Genomic DNA, 6,275 nt, shown 5'->3' on the forward strand with positions numbered 1-6,275 from the left:
AGTACAAATCGACGCACCGAAGCTCGCGCGCCAGAGCGGCAAGCCGTCGATCGGGCGTCGTCGTCGTGGAAGGAGACCGCCCCATGCAGTCGGAACCGATCTTCGATCTCGCGCATCTCGGGCACATGGAGCTGCTGACGCCGAAGCCCGACGAGAGCCTTAAGTTCTTCGTCGACGTCATGGGCATGACCGTCAGCGGCCGGAAGGGCGAGTCGGTCTATCTGCGCGGCTGGGACGATTACGAGCGTTACTCGCTGAAGCTGACCGCGTCGAAGACCTCCGGCATGGAGCACATGGCGCTGCGGGCCCGTAGTCCACAGGCGCTCGAACGCCGCGTCGCCGCGCTGAAAGGCTCGGGCTTCGACATCGGCTGGATCGAGGGCGACATGGGGCAGGGGCCGGCATTCCGCTGCCGCGATCCCGACGGCCACGTCATCGAGCTCTATTACGAGACCGAATGGTACGATGCGCCGGCCGAGCTGAAGCCTGCGTTGAAGAACCAGGCGCAGCGCTTTCCGGCGCGCGGCGTCAATGTCCGCCGGCTCGACCATCTCAACTGTCTCGCGGTCGACATCAAGGCCAACCGCCTGTTCTTCGAGACCTACCTGGGGTGCCGCACCACCGAGCAGATCGTGCTCAACGACGGCACCGAAGCGGCGATGTGGATGACGATGTCGAACAAGAGCTACGACTTCGCTTATACCCGCGACCATTACGGTAAGATGGGCCGCTTCCATCACGTCACCTACGCGCTCGACAGCCGCGAGGAGATCCTGCGCGCGGCGGATATTTTTCTCGAGCACGGCGTACATATCGAAACCGGACCGCACAAGCATGCGATCCAGCAGACGTTCTTTCTCTATGTCTACGAGCCCGGCGGCAATCGCGTCGAGGTCGCCAATGCGGGAGCCCGCCTGATCCTCGCGCCGGACTGGAAGCCGATCGTGTGGACTGAGGAGGAGCGCAAGAAGGGCCAGGCCTGGGGGTTGAAGACGATCGAGTCGTTTCACACCCACGGCACGCCGCCGGTGATCGACTAGATGCTCGACCGCCGTAAGCAAACTGACCTCGCGCGTCGATACGTCGCCTCGAACACGCGCGGTCGGACGACAATATGGATGCTAGCCGACATGATTCGCTTTGAGAGGGCAGACGCTGCGTCGCGCGCGGCGCGTGAACACTGAGAACAGGCACAATGGCTGGCAGGACGCCCAAGACGTCGGCGAAGAGCGCAAGGAAGGGAGCTGCGAAGCGCGGGGCTGCAAAGCCGCGCCTGCTTGCAGGCGGCAATCCGCAGATCGCAAAGGCGTATGGTAACGCTCCGGTGCAAGCCTTTATCGCGGCGATGCCGGGGTGGAAGCGCGACGTCGGACGCAGGCTTGACACGCTCATCGTGCGTACCATCCCCGGCGTGCACAAGGCGGTGAAATGGAACTCGCCGCTCTACGGCATCGAAGGCGATGGCTGGTTCCTCGGCATCCATGTCTTCACGCGCTATGTCAAAGTGGCGTTCTTTCGCGGCGCATCGCTGCATCCGGTGCCGCCGGGCGAGTCCAAGCAGCAGCACACGCGTTATCTCGATATTCATGAGAACGACGAGCTCGACGAAGCCCAGTTCACCGCCTGGGTGAAGCAAGCCAGTCAACTGCCCGGCGAACGGATGTGAGTGGCCACGCAGGTCAGGACCGGCGGGCAATGGCCACGACGCGCCGTCGATGCAGCTCTGCGCGCGCGAGTGTTGCCTCGCTTCGGGCGTTTGGTGTTAGGCTGCACTGAAGCACGATGAATCGTCATCGTGCTTCGGGTTGTTGTCCTGGCATGACCCTTTCGGAAAACCGCTTCGCACTTTTCCGGATCATGCTCTGGTAACGTCAGAGGAAAACGTCGATGAGCAAACACACGACGGACAAGCGCGTGCGAGAGGCGTCTCGCAGGCGATTCCTTCAGGCGGGCGCAGCACTGGCCGGTGGCTCCGCGATCGCGGGAGTTGCCGGTTCTACCGCGCTTGCCGAACAGGGGAATAATCTTCCGCCCAACGTGCCGGAATGGATGAAAGCGCCCGGCGATCCGATGGGAAGCCAGCCCTATGGCACGCCATCGGTTCACGAGAAGGGCGTGGTCAAGAACATCTCGAAGACGCTACCGCAATATATCTCCGCGTCGGGCCGCACGCCGTTGCAGGAGCTCGACGGCATCATCACGCCGAACGGGCTGTTCTACGAACGTCACCATGGCGGCGTGCCGACCATCGATCCGGCCGAGCACCGGCTGATGCTGCACGGCATGGTCGATCGCCCGCTGGTGTTCACGATGGAGGACATCCGCCGCTTTCCGTCGCAGTCGCGCATCCACTTCCTCGAGTGCTCCGGCAATCCGGTCTACACCAAGCCCTACGGCAAGACGGCTTCCGACCTCGTCGGCCTGCTGAGCTGCGCGGAATGGACCGGCGTGCCGTTGAAGACCGTGCTCGACGAAGCAGGCCTGCAGGCGGGCGCCAAATGGATCGTCGCCGAAGGCGCCGATGCCGCCGCGTTGACGCGCTCGATCCCGATCGAGAAATGCCTCGACGACGCCATGCTGGTCTACAGCCAGAACGGCGAGCGGCTGCGTCCGCAGCAGGGCTATCCGCTGCGTCTGTTGCTGCCGGGCTTCGAGGGCAACATGAACGTGAAGTGGCTGCGCCGGCTCAAGGTGGTCGCCGAGCCGGCCTATTCGCGCGAGGAGACCTCGAAATACACCGACCCGATGCCGGACGGCACGTCGCGCGAATTCACCTTCTACATGGAGGCCAAGTCGATCATCACGCGGCCGTCCGGCGGACAGAAGCTGGCCACGCACGGCTTTCACGAGATCACCGGGATAGCCTGGAGCGGGCACGGCAAGGTTAAGAGCGTCGAGATCTCGCTCGACGAAGGCAAGAGCTGGCAACAGGCGGAGCTGCAGGAGCCGGTGCTGACACGCGCGCTCACGCGCTTCCGCTTGCCCTGGCACTGGGACGGCACCCCCGCAGTGATCCAGAGCCGCGCCATCGACGAGACCGGCTACGTGCAACCGACGCTGGCGGAATTGGTGGCGGTACGCGGTTTCAACTCCTTCTATCACAACAACGCGATCTGGCCCTGGCGCATCGATGCGAATGGCGAGGTGACCAATGGCCAGGCGTAGTCTGAACACCGTTGCGCTGGTGAGTGCGATCGCGATGCTCGGTGTCGCTGTTCGTGCCGAGGAGCGCTATGGCATCGGCCGCGAGGCGACGCCGGCGGAGGTCGCCGGCTGGAACATCGATATCGGCCGCGACGGCGCGGGGTTGCCGCCGGGCAGCGGCAGCGTCGAGCGCGGCCGCATCGTGTTCAGCGAGCAATGCGTGGCGTGCCATGGCGACAGCGGGCAGGGCGGCGTCGGTGACCGCCTGGTCGGCGGACAGGGCACGCTAGCGAGCCCAAAGCCGATCCGCACCGTCGGCAGCTACTGGCCCTATGCCTCGACCTTGTTCGACTATATCCGCCGCGCGATGCCGCAGAACGCGCCACAGTCGCTGAGCAATGAGGATGTCTACGCGGTGTCCGCCTACATCCTCAGCCTCAACGGCATCGTCCCTGCCAATGCGGTGCTCGATGCGAAGTCGCTCGCCGCCGTCAAAATGCCGAACCGCGACGGGTTCGTCTCCGACCCGCGGCCTGACGTGCATAATCGGTGAAGCGCGGACCAGGCGGCCGTCGCGCGTCGCGGTCGTCGTGCCACGACGACGGCTGCCTCGCGGCATTGTGACGTGGTGGTCCCTGCATCGGGAGTTTGGCCGTCACCACATCAATTGTGGGCACAGGGACGGCGCTGCCGCCCTTGCATACTTTCTTTGTTAGATTTCAATTGATGCATCGGAGAGGTCCTATGGCCGGACTCAAGGCCGTTGCAGCCGCTGTGCTGCTCGTGGGAATGACGTTCACGCCAGTCTCGGCCCAGATGTCGGAGCCGGCGCTTTTCGACGCGCAGAATCCGGGGCGGAGCGCGATCAACGGCGGCGCCCTGACGCCGTGGGGTGAGGCCCAGCAGGCGGCGCAACGTAGCGGCAACCCGGCGAATGCCTATGGCGCCATACCGGCGGCGCCATCGTCCTCTTGCGCACGCTACCATTCGTTCGATGCTGCGTCCGGCACCTTCCTTGGCCGCGACGGTCGTCGCCATCCCTGCCAATAGGGCCCTGGACCACGCTGGCTGTCGTTCTTGGCGGTGGATAAGCGCGTCGGCCGTCGCGCCGCGCCCGAACGCCCGGACGTCGGGCGCGTTATAGTCCGCAGATCGTGTCGGGCCCCGCCGGGCCCGAGCGGCGGAGGGCAGCTGGCGTGACAGACACCCTGGCCGGTTTCTGGGACCGAAAGTCGACCGCGGATCTGCTGCGGGAAGCAGCGAGTGCCGACGGCGACGCGGAGACGCCGGTCTTCAAGCGCTCGCTCTCGGCGTTGCAACTGGTGACGCTCGGTATCGGCGGCATCATCGGCGCCGGCATCTTCGTGCTGACGGGCCATGCGGCGGCCGCCAATGCCGGGCCCGCCGTCACGCTTTCCTTCATGCTTGGTGCAGTCGCCTGCGCCTTCGCCGGCCTGTGCTACGCCGAGATGGCGTCGACCGTGCCGATCTGCGGCAGCGCGTATACTTACGCTTATGCCACGCTCGGCGAACTGATCGCCTGGATCATCGGCTGGGACCTGATCCTCGAATATGCGGTCGGCGCGATCGCGGTCTCGGTCGGATGGTCCGGCTATTTCGTCAGCTTCATGCGCGATTTCGGCATCAACCTGCCGCAGCAATTCACCTCGGCGCCGCTCGCCTACGACGCCAACAGCGGTGCGTGGTCGTCGACCGGCGCGGTGATCAACATCCCGGCGATGGCGATCATCGCTTTCGTCACCGCACTGCTCGTGGTCGGCATCCGCGAGTCCGCGCGCTTCACCGGCTTCGTCGTCGTGGTGAAGCTCGTCGTCATCGCATTGTTTCTCGCCACCGCAGCCTCCTCGGTATCGCTGGCGAACTGGGTGACGGCGGGCAATCCGGCGGGCGCGCTGATCCCGCCGAATGCCGGTCCCGGCGTATTCGGCTGGTCCGGCGTGGTGCGCGGCGCGGCGGTGGTGTTCTTCGCTTATATCGGCTTCGACGCGATCTCGACCGCGGCGCAGGAGGCGAAGACACCGGAGCGCGACATGCCGATCGGCATTCTCGGCTCGCTGGTGATCTGCGCCGCGCTCTATGTCGCGGTCGGCTTCGTGCTGACCGGCATCGTACCGTACGACAAGCTGAGCGTGCCCGATCCGATCGCGGTCGGCATCGATGCGGTCGGGATCGGCTGGCTCGGGCCCTTCATCAAGCTCGGCATCCTGTTCGGGTTGACGTCGGTGATCCTCATCATGCTGCTGGCGCAGCCGCGCATCTTCCGCACCATGGCGCATGACGGGCTGCTGCCGGGCATCGCCGCAAGGATCCATCCGCGCTTCCAGACGCCCTATATCTCGACCATCTTTGCCGGCAGCGTCGCTGCAATTCTCGGCGGGCTGTTGCCGATCGGGCTGGTCGGAGAGCTCGTCTCGATCGGCACGCTGTTCGCATTCACCGTGGTCTCGATCGGAACCCTGGTGCTGCGTCTGCGCGATCCGGACTTGCCGCGCCCGTTCAAGGCGCCGGCGATCTGGCTGGTGGCCCCGGCTGCCGCGGGAACCTCGCTGTTCCTGATGTTCGGCCTGCCGCTCGACACCTGGATCAGGCTCGCGGTGTGGCTCGTGATCGGGCTTGTGATCTATGCGGCCTACGGCCGACGCCACAGCCGGCTGCGGGCGAGGGGCGGGGTGTAGATCAAGCGCGGCGAGGATTCGCCTTGTGCGGGATACTGCGAGCCCGCCTCCGCCAAGCGACTGTCGTCCCTGCGAAGCCATCTCGACCGTCATCCTGAGGTGCGAGCGGAGCGAGCCTCGAAGGATGCACGGTCACAGTTGGGCCGTCGCCCTTCGAGACGCCGCTCCGCGGCTCCTCAGGGTGACGGTGTTCGCGTTGAGCGGATCCGGCTTGAAGATTTCGGCCAGGTTCACTCGATCGCGTGCAGCGCGCGGCGGATCGCTTCGAAGATCGCCTCGATCTGCTCCTCGGTGATGATCGGGGGCGGTGAGATCATCAATGTATCGGCGGCGGCGCGGATCAGGATGCTATCGTCATCGCAGCATCGCCGGGCGCATTCGGGACCGCGCATGCCGACCGCGCCGTCGCGCGGCTTCAGATCGATCGCGGCCGGG

Annotated in this window: 6 protein-coding genes and 1 pseudogene; 6 read left to right on the top strand and 1 reads right to left on the bottom strand. The window is 65.3% G+C overall.

The window, feature by feature from the left end:
- Positions 1–83: 83 nt before the first annotated feature.
- From H8B02_RS25185 to H8B02_RS25210, 6 genes are all read left to right on the top strand, one after another.
- The gene (locus H8B02_RS25185) at positions 84–1,040 is read left to right on the top strand and encodes a catechol 2,3-dioxygenase (protein WP_229168745.1); all 957 of its coding nucleotides are present in this window, start codon (positions 84–86) and stop codon (positions 1,038–1,040) included.
- A gap of 155 nt (positions 1,041–1,195) precedes the next feature.
- Positions 1,196–1,666, top strand: a complete 471-nt coding sequence (locus tag H8B02_RS25190; RefSeq protein WP_229168746.1) for a DUF1801 domain-containing protein — start codon at positions 1,196–1,198, stop codon at positions 1,664–1,666.
- A 221-nt stretch (positions 1,667–1,887) separates the two neighbouring features.
- Positions 1,888–3,165, top strand: a complete 1,278-nt coding sequence (gene soxC, locus H8B02_RS25195; RefSeq protein WP_229168747.1) for a sulfite dehydrogenase — start codon at positions 1,888–1,890, stop codon at positions 3,163–3,165.
- Positions 3,166–3,199: 34 nt separating this feature from the next.
- On the top strand, positions 3,200–3,697 hold the full coding sequence (locus H8B02_RS25200) for a c-type cytochrome (protein ID WP_229168752.1): 498 nt from the start codon (positions 3,200–3,202) through the stop codon (positions 3,695–3,697).
- Between the two features lie 191 nt (positions 3,698–3,888).
- A complete protein-coding gene (locus tag H8B02_RS25205) occupies positions 3,889–4,194 on the top strand; it encodes a BA14K family protein (RefSeq protein ID WP_229168748.1) in 306 nt (101 codons plus the stop codon).
- Between the two features lie 158 nt (positions 4,195–4,352).
- Positions 4,353–5,840, top strand: coding sequence for an amino acid permease (locus H8B02_RS25210; RefSeq protein ID WP_233287764.1), 1,488 nt, complete (start codon positions 4,353–4,355; stop codon positions 5,838–5,840).
- Between the two features lie 230 nt (positions 5,841–6,070).
- Here the strand turns inward: H8B02_RS25210 and H8B02_RS25215 are convergent.
- A pseudogene (locus H8B02_RS25215) lies at positions 6,071–6,275 on the bottom strand (omega-aminotransferase AptA); the annotation flags it as partial.

The sequence above is a fragment of the Bradyrhizobium altum genome, assembly GCF_020889705.1.
GTDB lineage: Bacteria > Pseudomonadota > Alphaproteobacteria > Rhizobiales > Xanthobacteraceae > Bradyrhizobium > Bradyrhizobium altum.